At 64.1% G+C, this 17,171-nt stretch carries 19 protein-coding genes; 13 read left to right on the forward strand and 6 right to left on the reverse strand.

The window, feature by feature from the left end; all coding sequences use genetic code 11:
- Window positions 1–47: 47 nt before the first annotated feature.
- Entirely contained in the window at window positions 48–1,313 is a 1,266-nt protein-coding gene (locus L858_RS0101700) for an aspartate kinase (protein WP_022681416.1), read from the reverse strand.
- 176 nt (window positions 1,314–1,489) lie between these two features.
- Here L858_RS0101700 and L858_RS0101705 point away from each other — a divergent pair, with 176 nt between their 5' ends.
- Window positions 1,490–1,702 carry a hypothetical protein gene (locus L858_RS0101705; protein WP_238564893.1) on the forward strand — a complete coding sequence of 71 codons (213 nt, stop codon included), beginning with the start codon at window positions 1,490–1,492 and terminating at the stop codon, window positions 1,700–1,702.
- Window positions 1,703–1,746: 44 nt separating this feature from the next.
- Complete coding sequence (gene ubiG / locus L858_RS0101710; protein WP_022681418.1) at window positions 1,747–2,484, forward strand: bifunctional 2-polyprenyl-6-hydroxyphenol methylase/3-demethylubiquinol 3-O-methyltransferase UbiG; 738 nt, start codon at window positions 1,747–1,749, stop codon at window positions 2,482–2,484.
- A 72-nt stretch (window positions 2,485–2,556) separates the two neighbouring features.
- Here the strand turns inward: ubiG and L858_RS0101715 are convergent, their stop codons facing one another.
- Together L858_RS0101715 and L858_RS0101720 are read right to left on the reverse strand one after the other, a co-directional pair.
- Window positions 2,557–3,183 carry a hypothetical protein gene (locus tag L858_RS0101715; protein WP_037504246.1) on the reverse strand — a complete coding sequence of 209 codons (627 nt, stop codon included), beginning with the start codon at window positions 3,181–3,183 and terminating at the stop codon, window positions 2,557–2,559.
- Between the two features lie 344 nt (window positions 3,184–3,527).
- Window positions 3,528–4,343: an HpcH/HpaI aldolase/citrate lyase family protein gene (locus tag L858_RS0101720; protein WP_022681420.1), complete on the reverse strand. Its 816-nt coding sequence runs from the start codon at window positions 4,341–4,343 to the stop codon at window positions 3,528–3,530.
- 78 nt (window positions 4,344–4,421) lie between these two features.
- On the opposite strand from L858_RS0101720, the gene L858_RS0101725 reads away from it, so the two are divergent.
- Together L858_RS0101725 and L858_RS0101730 are read left to right on the forward strand one after the other, a co-directional pair.
- Entirely contained in the window at window positions 4,422–5,393 is a 972-nt protein-coding gene (locus L858_RS0101725; protein ID WP_028055685.1) for an SPFH domain-containing protein, read from the forward strand.
- Window positions 5,390–5,836 (forward strand): NfeD family protein, encoded by a 447-nt coding sequence (locus tag L858_RS0101730; RefSeq protein ID WP_028055686.1) that lies wholly within the window; start codon window positions 5,390–5,392, stop codon window positions 5,834–5,836. The genes L858_RS0101725 and L858_RS0101730 overlap by 4 nt, the downstream gene beginning before the upstream one ends.
- A gap of 136 nt (window positions 5,837–5,972) precedes the next feature.
- Here L858_RS0101730 and L858_RS0101735 read toward each other — a convergent pair whose 3' ends face one another.
- The 3 genes from L858_RS0101735 to L858_RS0101745 form a co-directional block, all read right to left on the reverse strand.
- The gene (locus L858_RS0101735) at window positions 5,973–6,788 is read right to left on the reverse strand and encodes a ferredoxin--NADP reductase (RefSeq protein WP_022681423.1); all 816 of its coding nucleotides are present in this window, start codon (window positions 6,786–6,788) and stop codon (window positions 5,973–5,975) included.
- Window positions 6,789–6,959: 171 nt separating this feature from the next.
- Complete coding sequence (locus L858_RS0101740) at window positions 6,960–7,277, reverse strand: hypothetical protein (protein WP_022681424.1); 318 nt, start codon at window positions 7,275–7,277, stop codon at window positions 6,960–6,962.
- Window positions 7,278–7,386: 109 nt separating this feature from the next.
- Entirely contained in the window at window positions 7,387–8,982 is a 1,596-nt protein-coding gene (locus tag L858_RS0101745) for a phosphoenolpyruvate carboxykinase (RefSeq protein ID WP_022681425.1), read from the reverse strand.
- Between the two features lie 283 nt (window positions 8,983–9,265).
- On the opposite strand from L858_RS0101745, the gene L858_RS0101750 reads away from it, so the two are divergent.
- The 9 genes from L858_RS0101750 (at window position 9,266) to L858_RS0101790 (ending at window position 16,951) form a co-directional block, all read left to right on the forward strand.
- Window positions 9,266–9,970, forward strand: coding sequence for a response regulator transcription factor (locus L858_RS0101750; protein ID WP_028055687.1), 705 nt, complete (start codon window positions 9,266–9,268; stop codon window positions 9,968–9,970).
- Window positions 9,939–11,534: a sensor histidine kinase gene (locus tag L858_RS0101755; protein ID WP_022681427.1), complete on the forward strand. Its 1,596-nt coding sequence runs from the start codon at window positions 9,939–9,941 to the stop codon at window positions 11,532–11,534. The genes L858_RS0101750 and L858_RS0101755 overlap by 32 nt, the downstream gene beginning before the upstream one ends.
- A gap of 79 nt (window positions 11,535–11,613) precedes the next feature.
- Window positions 11,614–12,048, forward strand: a complete 435-nt coding sequence (locus L858_RS0101760; protein ID WP_022681428.1) for an HPr kinase/phosphorylase — start codon at window positions 11,614–11,616, stop codon at window positions 12,046–12,048.
- Complete coding sequence (gene rapZ, locus L858_RS0101765) at window positions 12,045–12,983, forward strand: RNase adapter RapZ (RefSeq protein WP_022681429.1); 939 nt, start codon at window positions 12,045–12,047, stop codon at window positions 12,981–12,983. The genes L858_RS0101760 and rapZ overlap by 4 nt, the downstream gene beginning before the upstream one ends.
- Before the next feature lie 23 nt (window positions 12,984–13,006).
- Window positions 13,007–13,411 carry a PTS sugar transporter subunit IIA gene (locus L858_RS0101770; protein WP_022681430.1) on the forward strand — a complete coding sequence of 135 codons (405 nt, stop codon included), beginning with the start codon at window positions 13,007–13,009 and terminating at the stop codon, window positions 13,409–13,411.
- A complete protein-coding gene (locus L858_RS0101775; RefSeq protein WP_022681431.1) occupies window positions 13,408–13,680 on the forward strand; it encodes an HPr family phosphocarrier protein in 273 nt (90 codons plus the stop codon). Before L858_RS0101770 ends, L858_RS0101775 begins: the two co-directional genes overlap by 4 nt.
- Before the next feature lie 91 nt (window positions 13,681–13,771).
- On the forward strand, window positions 13,772–14,767 hold the full coding sequence (locus tag L858_RS0101780; protein WP_022681432.1) for a sensor domain-containing diguanylate cyclase: 996 nt from the start codon (window positions 13,772–13,774) through the stop codon (window positions 14,765–14,767).
- Window positions 14,768–14,850: 83 nt separating this feature from the next.
- Complete coding sequence (locus tag L858_RS0101785) at window positions 14,851–15,648, forward strand: TrmH family RNA methyltransferase (RefSeq protein ID WP_022681433.1); 798 nt, start codon at window positions 14,851–14,853, stop codon at window positions 15,646–15,648.
- A 34-nt stretch (window positions 15,649–15,682) separates the two neighbouring features.
- A complete protein-coding gene (locus L858_RS0101790) occupies window positions 15,683–16,951 on the forward strand; it encodes an MFS transporter (protein ID WP_152639752.1) in 1,269 nt (422 codons plus the stop codon).
- The last annotated feature ends 220 nt before the right edge of the window (window positions 16,952–17,171 follow it).

The following is a 17,171-nucleotide window of genomic DNA, read 5'->3' on the forward strand; positions in this document are numbered from 1 at the left end:
CCGGAGATCAATTCCCGCCTTTGCGGCAATGACGACTGACTAAAAGGTCAAGCGACCGGCGCGTCCAGCCCATAGGCCGTATGCAGCACGCGCACCGCCAGTTCCGTCTCATCCTCGTCGATCAGGACGCTGACCTTGATCTCGCTGGTCGAGATGGCGAGGATGTTGATGCCGCGATCGGCCAGGCTCTTGAACATGGTCGACGCAACGCCCGCATGGCTCTTCATGCCCACGCCGACGACGCTGATCTTCGCGACCTTGGTGTCGGGGATCACGCGGTTGAAGCCGATCGCTTCCTTCTGGCTTTCGAGCACGTCCAGCGCCCGCGCCAGATCCGCGCCCGGCACGGTGAAGGTCACGTCCGTCTCACCCTTGTCGCGGCCGACATTCTGGATGATCATGTCGACGTTGATCGCATTGTCCGCCAAGGGCCCGAAGATGTGCGCCACGGCGCCCGGGCGATCCGGCACGCGGGTCAGGGTGATCTTCGCCTCATTCTTGTCATGGGCGATGCCGGTGATGAGTTGACGTTCCATCTTGTCTTCCTTGAGCTTGGCTTCCAGTTCCTCTTCGCTGACGATCAGCGTGCCGGGGAGGTCCTGCTGGGTGGGATCATCGAAGGAGGAAAGCACCTGCACGACCACGCCTTCCTTCATTGCGAGGCCGACCGAGCGGGTCTGGAGCACCTTGGCCCCGACAGAGGCCAGTTCCAGCATTTCCTCATAGGTGACGAGGTCGAGCTTGCGCGCGCGCGCCACGATGCGCGGGTCGGTAGTATAAACGCCATCCACATCGGTATAGATGTCGCAACGATCCGCCTTCAGTGCCGCCGCGACCGCAACCGCCGAGGTGTCCGAGCCACCTCGGCCCAGAGTGGAGATGCGGCCATCCTCCATCATGCCCTGGAAACCGGGGATCACCGCCACGGTGCCCGAGCGCATCGAGGCGAGCAGATCGATCGTGTCGATCTCGCCGATCCGCGCCTTGGCATGGGCTTCGTTGGTGCGGATCGGCAGCTGCCAGCCGAGCCAGCTGCGCGCGTCGACGCCCATCGCCTTCAAGGTCATGGCGAGCAGACCGCTCGTGACCTGCTCGCCGGACGCGACGACCACGTCATATTCGGCCGGGTCGTAAAGCGGCGAGGCTTCCTTGCAGAAGCCGACCAGCCGGTCCGTCTCGCCCGCCATGGCGGAGACGACGACGGCGACCTCATGCCCCTGCTCGACAACATGTTTGACACGCGCGGCCACGTTGCGAATTCGCTCCATCCCCGCCATGGAGGTGCCGCCGAATTTCATCACGATGCGCGCCATTTGCCTGTCGAGCCTTGTTAGATGTGAGAAAAGAACCTTCCGAACCGTCTGGCCGGAAGCGGCGCTATTAGCATCCGCGGCGAATATGGCAAGCAACGCGAAAGAGTGGCATGCGCGGGCGGAACCGCACGGCCCGCCGCTCATTCCATCCCATGGGGCGAGGAATGGAGGATGCCATGGAAGGCGGCTTATACGCGCTGGTGACGATAGGCGGTCCGATCCTGCTGGCGATCGTGCTGGCCTTCGTCATGCTCAGCAACCGGAGGCATCGGACGCCCGAAGAGATGCGCCGAACCGAGGAAGCGACGCACGATCTCTATGACCGGCTCGATGCGGAGGACAAGGCGCAGGAATATGCGCCGCCGCCAAGCCGCACGAAAGGGCCGTGAAAACAAGCATAGCCTCAGCCGTGGCACGCTGGTAGCAGGGGCGGATGGCTAACCCCGCTTCGAGCACGATCGACCCGCGCGAGGCAGCGCATTTCGGCAGCATGGCCGCCGACTGGTGGAACCCCAACGGGTCCAGCGCGATGCTGCACAAGCTCAATCCGGTGCGGCTGCGTTATATCCGCGATGCCATCGACCAGCATTGGCCGGGTCAGAGCCGCAGTTTCCACCCCTTGAGCGGCAAACATGCGCTGGATGTCGGTTGCGGCGCGGGCCTGCTGGCAGAGCCGCTCTGCCGCATGGGTGCGGCCGTGACCGCGCTGGACGCTGCCGAGGAGAATATCGCTGCAGCCAGAGCCCATGCCGAGCCGCAGGGCCTTGAGATCGATTATCGGGCGACCCCGGTGGAAGAACTGGCGGCGCATGGCTTCGACCTGGTCACGTCGATGGAGGTGATCGAGCATGTGGCCGATCCTGCGGCCTTCGTCCGCGCCCTGGCAGACAGGCTCTCGCCTGATGGGCTGCTCATCATGTCGACGCCCAACCGGACGCCGCTGTCCCGCGTCGCGATGATCAGCATCGGCGAGAGTATCGGCGGCATTCCCAAGGGAACGCATGACTGGGAAAGGTTCCTCACGCCGGAGGAACTGACCGCTCTGATCGAAAGCGCCGGCCTGGAGGTCATGGACGTGACCGGCCTCAGCTTCTCACCCGGAAAAGGCTTTGTCCTTTCGTCCAGCAAGTCCATCAATTATCTGCTGACCGCCCGTCACCGGCATCGCTGAGGCGGACGAGGCATCAGGCGGCGCCGCGCTCCCCAACCGCGCGGCCTGCCTCTACCCCCTTTTGTGCGATACTCACCCGATCGGCTTGGCAACAGCGACGACCGCAGGCTGAGCCTCGGGGATCGCATCCTTCGGAGCCTCGACTGAGGCCGCGGCCTGTGTCTTCAGGCTGGCCGCAGCATTCTGCAACGCGGCTGCCGCAGCCTCCAGAGCCGCCGCTGCCGACTGGGGCGTCGTGGCCGCAGCAAGAGCAGGCGTCTCCACGACAGCCGCCGGAACGGTTGCAGCAGCGACCTCGGTCGGCTGATCGGCCGGTGCTTCGGCTATAGCGGCAGCCTCCGCCGCTGGAGCCGCCGCGACGGTCGCTTCACAGACATTGCCCACGCCCATCGGCCATTCGGAGAAATTGCGCGCCAGCACGGGAAGTTCCGTCTCGTCCGCATTCCCCGCCAATGTCAGTAGCGTGTCGCTCATGTCGCAGAAGCCAGACGACTGAACCGTCGCGGAATGGCCGTTCGCCATCTTCGTCATGAAGTCATCATAGGCATGCTGCCCGTCGGCAATGCCGCTTTGACGCATGAAACGCAGCTTCAATATATTGGTCGAGCCGTTGAGATGAGCCGATCTCTTCTCGGAAAAGAGCCTGTATTTCTCGGCTATCGCAGGGTTCACGGATCGGCACTTCAACGCACCGAGCATCAGGGTCACCTGCAAATCCCTGACCCGGGCGGCCTCAACCTCGTGGGGTTGCCAGCATGCTTCCTCCCCCGCGGCGGCCGCTCCCCCGGAAAAGAGCGCAAGCAAGCAACCGGCGGCACCCGCCGCCAATCGAACATTTTTCGACATGATGGACCTCGCAGAATCGAGCGACCCCGCATGAGCAAATTCTATCATTTTGCCTCAAAAATGCCATCATTTTTAGTTTGACAGTGACCCATTTGCCGCACTGCGGCAACCTTCTGGAAAGAAATGTTTTACAGCCGTACAGTCTTGGGCCGACAAAGTATGTTACACATAAACAACGAGAATTTCTTTCGGTCGGGCTATTCGCCGACTGCTTCGGCACGGGCGATCAGGGCTTTGGCTTCTGCGACATGCATGCTCTCGATCATCCGCCCTTCAAACCGTTCAGCGCCGCCGCGAGCCGCCTCTACCAGCCGCCGTGCGTCCGCCACTGCTTGCGGATCGGGACCAAAGACCTGGTTGGCGACAGGCACCTGACTGGGGTGGATCAGCGTCTTGCCATCAAAGCCCAGCACATGTCCGGCCGCACATTCGCCTTCAAAGCCGGCCTCGTCGTCCAGCCGGTTGAACACGCCATCGAACACCGCGATACGCGCGGCCCGGGCCGCCAGTATCGCCGTTTGCATCGCCAGCAGCAGACCCTCGCGGCCGGCAGAGGGCGGAATGCCAAGATCCTGCCGCAGGTCGTTATTGCCCATGAAGAGGCCCGCACAGCCTTCCCCCGCCGCGATCTCCCGCGCGGCCAGCACGCCGACCGCGCTTTCGATCATGGCGATGACCGGCTTCTGGCAGACGCTGAACACGTCCTTCACCTGTCTGGCGCTTTCCACCTTGGGCAGGACGACATAGTCGGCGGCAGACGCCTTCAGCGCGACCATCTCACGCCCATGCCACGGCGTTCCCTCGACATTGATCCGGATGGCGCACAGCCTGCCGCCGAACCCCTCCGCCGCCGCATCGACGGCGCCTCGGAGCGCCTCTTCCTTGCGGTCGGCGGGCACGGCATCCTCAAGGTCCAGTATCACCATGTCGCAACCCAGGGTCCGGGCCTTCGCGATGGCGCGCGGATTGGACGCCGGCAGGAAAAGCAAAGATCGGGCGTGGCGCAACAACATGATGAAACTCCTCTCGGTTTGCCTTTTCGCGTTAATGATTTCGCGTCATAGTCCAAGCGGATTTGGGGGGAGACGATGATGCTGACGACATTCGCGCTGACGGTCACATTTCTGGTGCTGTTCTATCTTGCGGTGAGCGTCAAGGTGGTCCGGCAAGGCTATCAATATACGATCGAGCGTTTCGGCCGCTTCACGGAGGTGGCCCGGCCCGGGCTCAATTTCTACCCCGCCTTCTTCTATGCGGTGGGTCGCAAGATCAACATGATGGAGCAGGTCGTCGATATTCCGGGGCAGGAGATCATCACCAAGGATAACGCCATGGTGTCGGTCGACGGCGTCGTCTTCTTCCAGGTTCTGGACGCGGCCAAGGCGGCCTATGAAGTCAGCGAACTCTATGTCGCGATCATGCAGCTGGCGACCACCAACCTGCGTACCGTGATGGGGTCTATGGACCTGGATGAAACGCTGTCGAAGCGCGATGAGATCAACGCGCGGCTGCTGTCGGTGGTCGATCACGCGACCAACGCCTGGGGCATCAAGATCACCCGCGTGGAACTCAAGGACATCCGCCCGCCCGCCGACATCGTCAACGCGATGGGCCGCCAGATGAAGGCAGAGCGGGAGAAGCGCGCCCTCATCCTCGAATCCGAAGGACTGCGCGCCTCGGAAATCCTGAAGGCGGAGGGGCAGAAGCAGAGCCAGATCCTGGAGGCCGAAGGCCGGCGCGAAGCCGCGTTCCGCGACGCCGAAGCGCGCGAGCGTGAGGCGGAGGCCGAGGCGAAGGCAACCCAGATGGTGTCGGAGGCGATTGCGTCCGGTAACGCGCAGGCGATCAACTATTTCGTCGCCCAGAAATATGTCGAGGCGGTGAGCCAGTTCGCCACCTCGCCAAATGCCAAGACCATCCTCTTCCCGGTGGAGGCGACGCAGCTGATCGGGACGCTCGGCGGCATCGGCGCGCTGGCGAAGGAAGCGTTGGGGAGCGACGCCGCCACCCCGCCGCCTCCGGCACCCCCGCGCCGCGGTCCCTTCGGGCAGGCACCGGCATGATGGACTGGCTCGCTTTGCTGGACGACCATTGGGGCTGGCTCGTCTTCGCCGCCTTGCTCGGCGTGGGCGAGGTCATCCTGCCCGGCGTGTTCCTGATCTGGGTCGCGCTGGCCGCAGCGGTCACGGGACTTCTCGCGCTCGCCCTTCCCATTGCGCTGCCGGCTCAGTTGCTCATCTTCGCAGGACTGTGCCTGCTCTCCGTCTGGGGCGGGCGCCGCTGGTACAAGGCCAATCCCGTGGACTCGCAGGACCCGATGCTCAACGATCGCACGGCGCGGCTGATCGGCGAGATCGTCACTGTCGTGGAAGCGATCGACGGCGGGCGCGGACGGGTGAAGGTGGGCGACAGCGTCTGGTCCTGTCGCGGCCCCGACGCGCCCGCCGGCAGCCGCGTGCGGATCACCGGCGCGGACGCTTCGGTGCTGAAAGTGGAATTAGCTTGAACGCGAGATCGGGAACAATTTCTCCTTTACCGTCACCCCGGGTTCAAGTCCGGGGTGACGAAAAATAATCGTCTATTCCCAAAGCAAAGGGGCCGGCGTTTCCGCCAGCCCTCTCTCATCTTCCATATGGCCAGCGTCAGCCGACAAAGGCGCGCTCGATCACATAGGCGCCGGGCGCCGCGTTGGAGCCTTCGGGGAAGCCGTTTGCCTCGAAGAAGGCGCCGAACTGCTTGATCATCTCCATGCTGCCGCACATCATGACGCGGTCCGTTTCCGGATTGAACTTCGCCTCGCCCGGAATGCCGGCGAACAGTTCGCCGCTCTCGACCAGCTTGTCGATGCGGACATTGTTGCGGAACGGCTCGCGCGTCACGGTCGGCACATAGTGGAACTGGGCCGCAGCCTGCTCCGACACCAGCGGATCGTCGGCGAGCTTGCCCGACAGTTCGTCATGGAACGCCAGATCGCTCACCCGGCGCACCGAATGGACCACGACGACCTGCTCGTAAAAATCGTAAACGTCCGGATCGCGCGCCAGGCTGAGGAACGGCGCAAGCCCTGTTCCGGTCGACAGCATGAACAACCGCTTGCCCGGCAGCAGCGCGTCGGTCACCAGCGTGCCGGTCGGCTTGCGGCCGAGATAGATTTGGTCACCCGGCTGGATCAGCTGCAATTTGGAGGTCAGCGGACCGTCCTGCACCTTGATCGAAAGGAACTCCAGTTCCTCGTCCCAAGACGGGCTCGCCACCGAATAAGCACGCAGCAGCGGCTTGCCATTGTCCCCAGCCAGGCCGATCATCACAAACTCGCCCGAACGGAAGCGGAAGCTCGCCGGACGGCTGATGCGGAAGCTGAAAAGATGCTCGTTCCAGTGGCGGACCGACAGCACGGTTTCCACGGACAGGGCGCCTGTTGGTTCCAGCGCCGGCTTTTCAATCGTCACGTCGTTCACAACCTTCTCCTGCCAAGGCAAAGCGCAACGCACGAATGTTGTTGTTGCGCGGGCCTCGCAATAAGCTGGCAGGCGAATGCGCTCTGAGCGCCCCGATAGCAAGGCGAAAAAATCTTGGGCGCCCGATAGATCGCCGTCAGTCAAAGACGCGAACGCCAGCCGGCATGGTGATCAGCCGAACAGACCCTTTGCCAGCCCGCCCAGTTCATTGAGCGGATTGCCATCGCCGTCGCGGTCGAAAAATCCGCCGATCTTGCCAAGGATCGCCTCCGGTCCTCCGACGCGCGCGAACAGCTCCTGGAGAGCGTCGGCCGAAACGCCATGTTCCGCCGCCGTCGTCGCCAGCGCCGCGACATCGGTTTCGCCCGCGCCGATCTTGGCGCCGATCTCGGCCATCAGCGCCTGCATCTGCTCAGGCTCCAGCCCGAGTTTGGCCGCGATAGCTTCCAGCCCGCCGAGATTGTTCAGGATGTCGCTGAAATTCGCCATGAGGTGGTTTCCCGTCAGTTTCGTGCAGAATAGCATTCCGCACGGCGAACAAAAAGAAAAAGAGCCGGGAGAAGCCCCCGGCCCTCTATTCTTCAAGCTGAGCGGAGGCTCAAGCGGCGGTCAGCGCAGCCCCGCGCACCGATTCATCGACATGGTCCGCAAACTGCGCGAAGTTGTCGACGAACTGCTTGACCAGCTTGCCCGCGGTTTCGTCATAGGCGGCCTTGTCGCCCCAAGTCGCGCGCGGGTCGAGGATGGTCGCATCGACGCCCGGCACCGCCACCGGCACCTGGAAGCCGAAGTTCGGATCGGTGCGGAACTCGACATTGTTGAGGCTGCCGTCGAGCGCGGCGTTCAGCAGCGCGCGGGTGACCTTGATCGGCATCCGCTTGCCAACGCCGTACTTGCCGCCGGTCCAGCCGGTGTTGACCAGCCAGCAGGTGACGCCGCCCTTGTTGATCCGCTCCTTCAGCAGATTGCCGTAAACGGAGGGGTGACGCGGCATGAACGGCGCACCGAAGCAGGTCGAGAAGGTCGCCGAAGGCTCCGTCACACCGATCTCGGTGCCCGCGACGCGGGCGGTGTAGCCGGACAGGAAGTGATACATCGCCTGATCCGGGGTCAGCCGCGCGATCGGCGGCAGCACGCCATAGGCGTCGGCGGTGAGGAAGATGATGTTCTTCGGCACCGGGCCGAGATTCTTTTCCGACGTGTTCGGGATGAAGTCGATCGGATAGGAACCACGGCTGTTTTCAGCCAGGCTGTTGTCGTCCAGGTCGATCTCGCGGGTTTCTTCGTCGATCACGACATTTTCCAGGACCGTGCCGAAGCGCTTGGTGGTGGCGAAGATCTCCGGCTCGGCCTCGGCCGACAGGTTGATCATCTTGGCATAGCAGCCGCCCTCGAAATTGAAGACGGCGGTATCCGACCAGCCATGCTCATCATCGCCAATCAGCGTGCGGCTGGCGTCGGCCGAAAGCGTGGTCTTGCCGGTGCCCGACAGGCCGAAGAAAACAGCGGTGTCGCCGTTCGAGCCGATATTGGCCGAGCAGTGCATCGGCATCACGCCCTTGGTCGGCAGCAGATAATTGAGGATGCCGAAGACCGACTTCTTCATCTCGCCGGCATATTTGGTGCCGCCGATCAGGATCAGCTTTTCGGTGAAGTTGACCGCGATCACCGTCTCGCTGCGGCTGCCGTGCCGCGCCGGGTCCGCCTTGAAGGTCGGCAGATCGATGATCGTATATTCGGGCGCGAAGCCGGCCAGTTCCTCAGCCTTCGGACGAACCAGCAGGGTGCGGATGAAGAGGTTGTGCCAGGCCAGCTCGTTGATCACGCGCACATTGACGCGGAACTCGGGCTGCGAACCGCCGTACAGATCGGCGACATACAGCTTGTCCTTTTCGCCGAGCGCCTTGAAGAAATCCTCCTTCAGCGCCGCGAAATGCTCCGGCGTCATGGGAACGTTGGTCTTGCCCCACCAGACGGTGGATTCGGTTTCCGCGTCCTTGACGATGAACTTGTCGTTCGCCGAACGGCCGGTATGCTTGCCTGTCTTGACGACCAGAGGACCGTCCTTCGCCAGAATGCCTTCGCGATTCGCCAGCGCGGCTTCGACCAGCGGCGCGGTGCCCAGATTCCAGAACTGCACCGCATTCGTTTTAATACCCTGCTGATCCAGGGTGACCGAAGATTTGGCCTGCACGCCTTGACTCCTAATATATCATCTCGGTTGGCAGCCTATGCTGTTACCCACCGGTCCTCCTGCGACGCCGACGCTCATCCGCTCGACGCCGTCTGCAGCGGACCTCAGCGGCCATAAGCTTTTGCGGCAGATGCGTCAAACACCCCGGCCATCGCCCTTATCCCGAAATATCAGTGCCTCACCGCATAAGCCGCCTGTCCGCCTTCCTTGCGAGCGGCGCGGCCATGGTCTAACGCTTGAAGAGTTACCCCTCCTTCCCCATCCCGAACGCGTGGGACACAGCATGACGGCAACCATCGCCCTGGTTGATGACGACAAGAATATTCTCGCCTCGGTATCGATCGCCCTGCAGGCGGAGGGGTTCATGACGCGCCTCTATTCGGACCCCGAGGCCGCGCTGAAGGCGCTGGGCGAGAACCCGGCCGACCTTGGCGTGTTCGACATCAAGATGCCGCGGATCGATGGCTTGGAACTGCTGCGCCGCCTGCGGGAAAAGACGCAGATGCCGGTCATCTTCCTGACCTCCAAGGCCGACGAACTGGATGAGGCGCTGGGCCTTGCCATGGGCGCCGACGATTATATCTCCAAGCCCTTTTCCCAGCGGCTGCTGATCGCGCGCATCCGGGCCATCCTTCGCCGGGCGGAGGCGAGCCGGGTCAACCCGCCGTCGGACGAACCGGTGGCGGAACCGATCACGCGCGGGCGGCTGGAGATGGACCCCGCGCGTCATCGGGTGAAGTGGAAGGAACGGGACGTGACGCTGACCGTCACCGAATTCCTGATCCTGGAGACGCTGGCCGCTCGCCCCGGCGTCGTCAAGAACCGCAATCAGCTGATGGACGCAGCCTATCAGGACGATGTCTATGTCGATGACCGAACCATCGACAGCCATATCAAGCGGCTTCGTCGCAAATTCCGTGAGGTCGATCCTGAATTCAACGCAATCGATACGCTCTATGGCGCTGGCTACCGTTTTTCGGAGGAGTGAGCACGGCGACATCGCCTCGCGCTGGTCCGGCCGTATCAGCCTGACGCCGCGCATATTGGCGGTTAACGTCTTCGCGCTCGCGCTGCTGGCCGGCGGCTTCTTCTATCTGGACAGCTATCGCACCCGCATTGTCGATACGCGGCTGGAACAGTCGGCGCGCGAGTTGAAGCTGCTCGCCATCGCGCTCGAGAACGCGCCGCAAGACCGGCAGGATGCGCTCATCGCCGCCTATGCCCGGCAGACGCAGGACCGGGTCCGCCGGTACGCGCCGGACGGTCACCTTGTCGCGGACAGCTTCACCATGAACGCGCCGCGCTACCGCCTTCGCCTGCCAGAAGAGGAAGATTGGCAGCGCCACGCCGCGCGCTTTCTCGACAAGGTGGTGGATCGCGTGGTCGATGCCGACCGGCCGCCTGATTTTGAGGAGCCGCGCCTTGATCGCGCGGATGCCTGGCCGGAACTGGTCCTCGCCCGCAAGACGGGAACGATGCAATCCATGAACCGCTACGCGCCCGACCGCACGTTCGTGGTTTCGGCGGCGGTTCCCATGACGGACGGCACCAGCCTGCTTGCCACCGAAAACGCCCGCGACATTACGCGCACCGTGCGGGCCGAGCGATTCAGGCTCGGACTCGTGCTGGGTGCGGCGGTGCTCGCTTCGGTGCTGCTCTCGCTGTTCCTCGCGCGCACCATCGTGCAGCCGCTCCAGCGGCTCGCGCGCGCGGCGGTGCGGGTGCGGCTGGGGCGCGCACGGGAGGTGACGGTGCCGCGCCTGCCCGATCGCCGCGACGAGATCGGCATGCTGGCGCGTGCCCTTTCGGATATGAGCCACGCGCTCCGCCAGCGGATCGACGCGACCGATGCTTTCGCGGCGGATGTGAGCCACGAACTCAAGAACCCCATCGCCTCGCTGCGCTCTGCCCTCGACGCGCTGGACCGCGTGGAAAAGCCCGAGCTTCGCGAGCAATTGCTGGACATCGCCCGCGACGATGTGCGGCGGCTCGACCGGCTTGTCACCGACATAGCCGAAGCGTCCCGCATCGATGCGCAACTCTCGCGCACGAGGTTCGAGCCGATCGACCTCGGCCTGCTGATCGAGAAGATGATCGTCGCCCATGAAGCGCGCGGCGTTCCCAGAGGAGTGCGGCTGGCCTTCGCCCGCCCGCGCAAGGACGTGGCCGTCGTGTTGGGAGAGGAGCAGCGGCTGATCCGGGTGCTCGACAATCTGATCGATAACGCCATCTCCTTCTCTCCCGATGGCGGGCTGGTCCAGATCGTCGCCACCGTTGCCGATGATGAAGTGCTGGTGAGCGTCGAGGACCATGGCCCCGGCGTTCCCGAAAGCGAGCGGGAACATGTCTTTCGCCGCTTCCACAGCGTCCGGCCGGAAAATGAGGCGTTCGGCAAGCATTCCGGTCTTGGCCTCGCGATCGCCCGCTCGATCGTGGAGGGGCATCAGGGCAAGATCAGCATCGCCGGGCGCGGCGATGCGCAGAGCGGCGCCTGCTTCATCGTGCGGCTGCCGATGGCGGTGGAACGCGACCCCGGCATCGTTTCGGAATAGGCTGCCCCCAATCGGGACAGTCCCTCTGTAATTCGTTTCCCACCGGCGCGAACAAGCGATAGACTAGCCTGAATTTACCATGTCGTCGGAACCCTCCCCTTCCCCCCTTCACGCGACCAGCGTCGCAATAGCGGACCGCGCTGTGCTGCTGTGCGGGCCGAGCGGTGTGGGGAAGTCCGACCTGGCGCTCCGCCTGATCGATCGCGGCGCGACGCTCATCAGCGACGATTATACGCGGCTGGTGGAGGTGGAAGGCCGGCTGTTCGCCCGCGCGCCCGACAGGATCGCCGGCATGATGGAAGTGCGGGGCATCGGCCTGATCGAAGTGCCGCATGCCGACAATATCGCCGTGTCTCTGGCGGTGGAATTGTGCGGATCGGTCGAACGTATGCCGGCAGAGGCGATGACCCAGTCGATCGCGGGCGTCCAGATCCCCTGCCTGAAACTGGCGGCGTTCGAAGCCTCCGCCCCGATCAAGGTCGAACTCGCGCTGAAGGCGTTGGGGCTGTCGTGAACGCATCCGCGCCGAAAACCATATTGCTCGTGTCCGGCCTGTCAGGCGCCGGGAAGACGACGGCGCTCAAGACGCTGGAAGATATGGGTTGGGAGGTGGTCGACAACCTGCCCCTCCTCCTTCTCGACCGCCTGCTCGACACGCCCCTGCCTGCGGGTCACGACGAAGTGGACGACCGTCCCATCGCTATCGGTATCGATGCCCGTACCCGTGGCTTCGACGCCGCCGCCATCGTGCAGCGGATCAAGGCGCTGCGGTCCCGCGACGGCCATGATGTCGAGACGCTGTTCCTCGACTGCTCCGGCGCGGAGCTGGAACGCCGCTTCGCCGAGACGCGGCGCCGCCACCCGCTCGCCGCCGACCGCCCCGCCGCCCACGGCATCGCGCGCGAACGCGAACTGACGGAACCGTTGCGCCGCTGGGCCCAGCAGGTGATCGATACCTCCAGCCTCAGCAGCAACGCCTTGCAGCAGGAGATTCGCAACCGCTTCTCGCGCGACGGCCTGTCCGATCCGGTATTGACCATCGTCTCCTTCGGCTACTCTCGCGGCGTGCCGCTCAATGCCGATCTGGTGTTCGACATGCGTTTCCTGCGCAATCCGCATTGGGATGAGGCGCTGCGCCCGAAGACCGGCCTCGATCCCGACGTCGCGGCCTATATCGCCGAAGACCCCGCCTATGAGGAGGCGCTGAGGCGGATCGAGGAATTGCTGTCCCTGCTCCTCCCGCGCTATGCCGGCAGCGGCAAAAGCTACATTACCGTGGCTTTCGGATGCACCGGCGGCCGGCACCGATCGGTGCACGCCGCCGAACGTGTCGCCAAATACTTGCAAGACGCGGGCTTTTCGCCCACGGTTTCGCATCGCAATATGGAATCAGCGCCCCAGGATGCACTGGAGAAGCGCAGACCGGGAGGCCCGAAAGCAACATCATGAAAACAGGTGGGCCCCGTAAGTAGATGATTGGACTCGTACTCGTCACCCATGGGTCGCTGGCGACGGAATTCGTCGTGGCGATGGAACATGTGGTCGGCCCGCAGCAGCAGATCGAAACCATCTGCATCGGTCCCGAGGACGATATGGAGGTGCGGCGCGCCGACATCGCCTCTGCCGTCGCGCGGGTGAATGACGGGTCGGGCGTCATCCTGCTGACGGACCTGTTCGGCGGCACACCGTCGAACCTCGCCATCTCGCTGCTGAAGGCCGGAGAGATCGAGGTGATCGCGGGCATCAACCTGCCCATGCTCATCCGTCTGGAAAGCGCGCGCAAGGTCATGGAAGTGCGGCAGGCCGTCGCCGCCGCCCGGGAAGCGGGGCAGAAATATATCAGCGTGGCATCGGAATTGTTGGGCAGCACGACATGAGCGAAATCAGCCAGGAAGTCAGGATCAGCAACCGACGCGGCCTGCACGCCCGCGCCAGCGCGAAGTTCGTGACGCTGGCGAGCGGCCTGCCCGCGCAGATCACGGTGCGCAAGGATGGCAGTGAAGTGACTGGCACCTCAATCATGGGCTTGATGATGCTGGGCGCGGCGATGGGGGATTCCATCACGATCAGCGCGACCGGTCCTGAAGCGGCGGACTCGCTCGGCAAGCTGGTGTCGCTGGTGGAAGACAAGTTCGGCGAGGACTGATCCCTTCACCCGAGGCGCACGAGCTTGATATCACAGGTTAGCCGCCAATATATTGTTGATATCACACGGCTGCACTCGGATACATCTACTCATGGCCGATGAGAAACTGACGGACGAAGCTGGCCGGCTGGCGGCGCTGAAACGCTATGAGGTGCTCGATACGCCCTCCGAAGCGTCGTTCGACCGGATCACCGATCTGGTCCGCAGCATATTGGGCGTCCCCATCTCCGTTGTGTCCCTGATCGACCAGGACCGCCAGTGGTTCAAGGCGAAGTCGGGGCTGGCCGTCAGCGAGACACCCCGTGAAATCGCCTTTTGTAACCACACCATCCGCCACCGTGCGCCCATGCTGGTACCGGATGCGCAGGAGGACGAGCGCTTCTCCGACAGCCCGCTGGTGACCGGCGACCCCAATATCCGCAGCTATGCCGGCATTCCGCTGGAGACGCCGGACGGCTATAATATCGGTTCCCTCTGCGCGATCGACACCGTCCCGCGCCACTTTGACCCCCACCAGGTCGCGATCCTGAGCAACCTCGCCGCGTTGGTCGTCGAGCAACTGGAGCTGCGCCGCATCGCCGAGCGCGATCATCTGACGGGAGCGCTCACGCGCCGCGCATTCCTGACGGAGATGAACCGCACCATTGCCCTGTTCGAACGCCACCAGCGGCCCGCCAGCGTGCTGCTGTTCGACATCGACCATTTCAAGAACATCAACGACACGCACGGTCACCCGATCGGCGATCAGGTCATCCGGGGCATCGCCGAGCTGTGCGCAGGCCTGCAGCGGCCCAGTGACTCGCTGGGGCGGCTTGGCGGCGAGGAATTTGCCATTCTGCTGCCGGAAACCACGCAGGATGACGCCGCAAAGGCGGCCCAACGCTTCTGCGAGGCCATAGAGGCGGCGCGGCTTACCGCGATCCCCTCGCTGCAGGTCACCGCCAGCTTCGGCGTATCCGAAATTGCCGAGGGCTATGCCAGCAGCGAAATCTGGCTCGCCGCCGCAGACGAGGCTTTGTACGATGCCAAGCGCAGCGGCCGCAACCGGATCGCGGTGGCGCGCCCCGATGCATTCCGCGCCGCCTGAGCAGCGCGAGGCCCCTACCCTTTTCCGCCGTCGCCCTATAGAGAGGCCGCTTCGAGCCGGGTTCAGGGAGGCAGGGCAGCATAGTGGCACGCGAAATCACCGGATTTTCCAACCCGCTGGTGAAGCGCGTCCGCTCCTTGCGCGAAAAGAAGTTCCGCAAGGCGGAAGGGCTGTTCCTGGCCGAAGGGCTGCGCATCCTCACCGAAGCGCGCGAGGAAGGCGTGCTGCCGGAGATGCTGTTCCACGCCGGCTCCACCCACCCGCTCGCAGGCGAATTGATCGCCGCCATGGAGGCTGCGGGCGGCGATGTTATCGAAACCACGCCTGACATTCTTTCCAAGATCAGCGGCAAGGATAATGCGCAGGCGGTGGTCGGCGTTTACCGCGATCGGCTGACGCCGCTGGCGAAGCTCGACCGAGCCAGGGCCGATATCTGGATCGTTGCCCAATCGCTGCGCGATCCCGGCAACCTTGGCACCATCCTTCGCACGGGCGACGCAGTCGGAGCGGGCGGCATCATCCTGATCGATGATTGCGTCGACCCCTTCTCCGTCGAATCCGTGCGCGCCAGCATGGGCGCGCTCTTCACCCAATCCATCACCCAGGCGCGCTGGGGCGAGTTCATGCACTGGCTGCGTCAGGGGCCGGGCGAACTGATCGGCACCAGCCTTAAGGCCACCCAGGATTATCAGCAGCCCCGCTATCAAAGCCCCAGCTTCCTGCTGGTCGGCAATGAGGCGCAGGGGCTGCCCGAAGCCTATGAGGCGGAGTGCGACCTGCTGGTGAAGATGCCGATGCTGGGGAAGGCGGACAGCCTGAACGCTGCCGTTGCTTGCGCCGTGATGGCATATGAGTTGCTGAACCAGAAACGAAAGACGTGAGACGATGGCGCGAGGGGGCGTGCAGGCGATGGAGATGAGCGGGACGGGCGCGATGCTGCGCCACAAACGCGTGCTGGCGGCAAGCCTGATCGGCACCGCGGTCGAATTTTACGACTTCTACATCTATGCAACGGCCGCGAGCCTGATCTTCCCCTCGCTCTTCTTCCCCGCCTCCTCCCCCTCGGCGCAGTTGATGGCCTCCTATGGCAGCCTTGCGCTCGCCTTCTTCGCCCGGCCGCTCGGCGCGGCGGTGTTCGGTCATTATGGCGACCGGATCGGGCGCAAGGCGACACTGGTCACCTCGCTGATGCTGATGGGTGGATCGACGCTGGCCATTGGCTTCCTGCCGACCTATCTGATGATCGGTTGGTGGGCACCGCTGATCCTGTGCATCTTGCGCTTCGGTCAGGGCTTCGGCCTCGGCGGCGAGTGGGGCGGCGCGGCGCTGCTGGCAGTAGAGAACGCCCCTCCCGGATGGCGCGCGCGCTTCGGCATGTTCCCGCAACTTGGCGCACCGGTCGGCTTCCTCGCCGCCAACGGGCTGTTCCTGTTGCTCGGCATGTTCCTGACCGATGCCGACTTCTTCGCCTGGGGCTGGCGCCTGCCCTTCCTCGGCAGCGCGGTGCTGGTCATCCTGGGCCTGTGGATCAGATTGAAGCTCACGGAGACGCCGGAATTCGCCGCTGCGAAGGCCGAGGCGCCACCGCCTGCCGTGCCGCTCGCGACCTTGTTCCAAAGTCATCTCGGCGCCGCGATCGCCGGCACCTTCGCCTGCGCGGCCTGCTTCGCCGTCTACTATATCGCGACCGCCTTTGCACTCGGCTACGGCACGACGACGCTCAAGATCGACCGCGAAACCTTCCTCGCGATCCAACTCGGCGCGATCCTGTTCATGGCGCTCAGCATCCTCGTCGCCGGCTGGTGGTCGGACAAGACCAGCCCGACGCGGGTGCTGGCGATCGGCTGCGTCGGCACGGTGGTCATGGGGGTGATTTTCGGCCCGGCAATCGGCACGGGCCAGTTGCTGCCGATCTTCCTGATCCTCAGCCTGGCGCTGTTCCTGATGGGCTTCGTCTACGGCCCGCTCGGCGCCTATCTGCCGCATCTGTTCCCGGTGCAGCTGCGCTATACCGGTGCCTCCTTCTCCTTCAACCTCGGAGGCATCCTCGGCGGCGCGCTGGCGCCGATCGTCGCGACATGGCTGATCCAGGCGCGGGGCGTGGAACTGGTGGGCCTCTACATGTCGGCGGCGGCGGCGATCAGCCTCGGCGGGCTGTGGTTTACGAGCAGAGCGCCGCGCTGACCTGCTCGACAGCTTCGTGTGGTTTCCCGCCATTCCGACGGTCGTCACCCCGGCCTTGAGCCGGGGACCCGCTGTTCTCTGAACACAGCTGCGGCGATGAAGAAGCGGGACCCCGGATCAAGCCCATCCTGAGCTTGTCGAAGGGGCCGCGGCGGCAACTGATTGATGGCTGATCCTGGTTCCCAGTAGCCCTGAAACAGAAACAGGCGGCGATCCGAAG

The organism is Sphingobium bisphenolivorans (genome assembly GCF_000412635.1).
Taxonomy (GTDB): domain Bacteria; phylum Pseudomonadota; class Alphaproteobacteria; order Sphingomonadales; family Sphingomonadaceae; genus Sphingobium; species Sphingobium bisphenolivorans.

Coding starts and splice junctions, on each gene's coding strand:
- L858_RS0101725 (WP_028055685.1), top strand. CDS start 4,422: ATGCTGACGACATTCGCGCTGACGGTCACATTTCTGGTGCTGTTCTAT.
- L858_RS0101770 (WP_022681430.1), top strand. CDS start 13,007: ATGATTGGACTCGTACTCGTCACCCATGGGTCGCTGGCGACGGAATTC.
- L858_RS0101760 (WP_022681428.1), top strand. CDS start 11,614: ATGTCGTCGGAACCCTCCCCTTCCCCCCTTCACGCGACCAGCGTCGCA.
- L858_RS0101715 (WP_037504246.1), bottom strand. CDS start 3,183: ATGCTCGGTGCGTTGAAGTGCCGATCCGTGAACCCTGCGATAGCCGAG.
- L858_RS0101790 (WP_152639752.1), top strand. CDS start 15,683: ATGAGCGGGACGGGCGCGATGCTGCGCCACAAACGCGTGCTGGCGGCA.
- L858_RS0101755 (WP_022681427.1), top strand. CDS start 9,939: ATGGCGCTGGCTACCGTTTTTCGGAGGAGTGAGCACGGCGACATCGCC.
- L858_RS0101775 (WP_022681431.1), top strand. CDS start 13,408: ATGAGCGAAATCAGCCAGGAAGTCAGGATCAGCAACCGACGCGGCCTG.
- L858_RS0101720 (WP_022681420.1), bottom strand. CDS start 4,343: ATGTTGTTGCGCCACGCCCGATCTTTGCTTTTCCTGCCGGCGTCCAAT.
- L858_RS0101740 (WP_022681424.1), bottom strand. CDS start 7,277: ATGGCGAATTTCAGCGACATCCTGAACAATCTCGGCGGGCTGGAAGCT.
- ubiG (WP_022681418.1), top strand. CDS start 1,747: ATGGCTAACCCCGCTTCGAGCACGATCGACCCGCGCGAGGCAGCGCAT.
- L858_RS0101705 (WP_238564893.1), top strand. CDS start 1,490: ATGGAAGGCGGCTTATACGCGCTGGTGACGATAGGCGGTCCGATCCTG.
- L858_RS0101700 (WP_022681416.1), bottom strand. CDS start 1,313: ATGGCGCGCATCGTGATGAAATTCGGCGGCACCTCCATGGCGGGGATG.
- L858_RS0101730 (WP_028055686.1), top strand. CDS start 5,390: ATGATGGACTGGCTCGCTTTGCTGGACGACCATTGGGGCTGGCTCGTC.
- L858_RS0101750 (WP_028055687.1), top strand. CDS start 9,266: ATGACGGCAACCATCGCCCTGGTTGATGACGACAAGAATATTCTCGCC.
- L858_RS0101780 (WP_022681432.1), top strand. CDS start 13,772: ATGGCCGATGAGAAACTGACGGACGAAGCTGGCCGGCTGGCGGCGCTG.